2 protein-coding genes are annotated in these 1,431 nt (G+C 58.0%); both read left to right on the top strand.

Annotated elements, in window-relative coordinates:
• Nucleotides 1-128 precede the first annotated feature (128 nt).
• Entirely contained in the window at nucleotides 129-401 is a 273-nt protein-coding gene (locus Q0907_RS18945; RefSeq protein ID WP_299347595.1) for a BPSL0761 family protein, read from the top strand.
• Nucleotides 402-454: 53 nt separating this feature from the next.
• Nucleotides 455-1,147 (top strand): SseB family protein, encoded by a 693-nt coding sequence (locus Q0907_RS18940; RefSeq protein WP_299347594.1) that lies wholly within the window; start codon nucleotides 455-457, stop codon nucleotides 1,145-1,147.
• Nucleotides 1,148-1,431: the final 284 nt, after the last annotated feature.

Below are 1,431 nucleotides of genomic sequence, written 5' to 3'. Positions count from 1 at the left end.
AATGTTATGCGAAGTAAGCTATTGATTATATTGGCTTTTATTTCCGTTTGCAAGATCGTTACTCCTTAAGCTCCGTGTACCGCCGGACGCGGTAAACTAAGTTTTCCTTAGTCTTCTGCGACCCGTGCATGACCATGCCCGAAGAGCGAACCCGGAACGTACTGCAAGCCGGCGCGTTTCTGAAAGAGCTGGCCGCCAGCAAGGCCGTACCTAAGCAGGTGCGAGAGGAAGCGTACCGGCTGCTCCGGCATTACCCGACACTGAGCGACATCGAGGCCATTGCCCAACACGAAGAAGAGCTCTGGCAGCGCACCCAATCTTTCTTTCGCACGCCGTATCTGACCAGCGAGATCAATCCTGACTGGTTTCGTGGCTATCCCCAAGGCCCGCACAGGCTCTGAGCGTGACCCGGACACGTCAGCGTGCAGGCAGAGGGAGCCGGGCAGAACAGGAGTTGGAAGCCTGGCTGGAACGGTCACGCACCAATCCAGCCGAGGAACCGGCCTTCTTTCGACGGTTGCTGGACGCTCTGGTCTACGTGCATGTGCCGGTCTCGGACGACTCAGGCAGGACCCGCCTAGTACAATTTCGCCATCCCGACGGCTTCGATGCCATCCCGTTCTTTACCGGTTGGGAAAAGGCCCGATTCGCGTCCTCATCGGCGGTGAAGATTGTGCAGGTGAGAGGGCGCGACCTATTGGCCGGCACCAAGGGGGCCACTCTGATGATGAACCCCAACGATGGAGGGGCGGTCTTATATCCGGAGGAGATCGCCTCCCTTTTGGCTACCGGCTTCGTGGCTCGGATAGAGAAGACACCTCACGCCCAGGTGCACGTCCGTCCGGCCCAAAGTGCGCCGGCGTGGCTTGGTCAACTCATTAGCGAGTGCCTCCAGGACACCAGCTTTGTAACGGCGGCCTACCTACTGGATGCCTTTACATCGCCCACAGAAGATCAGCCAGGACTACTCATCTGGCTGGTGGCCGACCTAGCCTTTGCCGAACGGGCAGCCCGATTGGTGAGTACGGCTATTCAGTCCCGAGGCGCAGAACTGGACGTCGTGGTCGACTTGGCGGTCCACGATGCCAGCCAACCATTGCCCGAACACCTGGCTGATCCCAAGATCCGTCCCATCTTTTCCAGGTGAAGAACTATTGGCTTTCCTGCCTGATCTGTCCGAGGCAGAGAAGGAGCGTAGAACCCGTGAGGCGCTGGGCGACGTCGACGCTGGACGGACGATCCCGCACGGGGAACTGCTGCAATGGGTAAGGCGGCTGAAGGAACGTTCTACTGCGTCGAGTTGACCGCTTTTTTCTGCGTTGGTAGCGAGATCATCCGAATTTCTTTGCATTGGTTTCCGACGAAGCAGAATTGCCTGCGTCGAAGGACAGAATCTTTGCGTCGGTGATCCCTGAATGTCTGCGATGAACA

This window comes from uncultured Pseudoxanthomonas sp. (genome assembly GCF_947498795.1).
GTDB lineage: Bacteria > Pseudomonadota > Gammaproteobacteria > Xanthomonadales > Xanthomonadaceae > Pseudoxanthomonas_A.
Note: the sequence above shows the minus strand (reverse complement) of the source record. Positions and strands in the feature narration are given on the sequence as shown.

Coding starts and splice junctions, on each gene's coding strand:
- Q0907_RS18945 (WP_299347595.1), top strand. CDS start 129: ATGACCATGCCCGAAGAGCGAACCCGGAACGTACTGCAAGCCGGCGCG.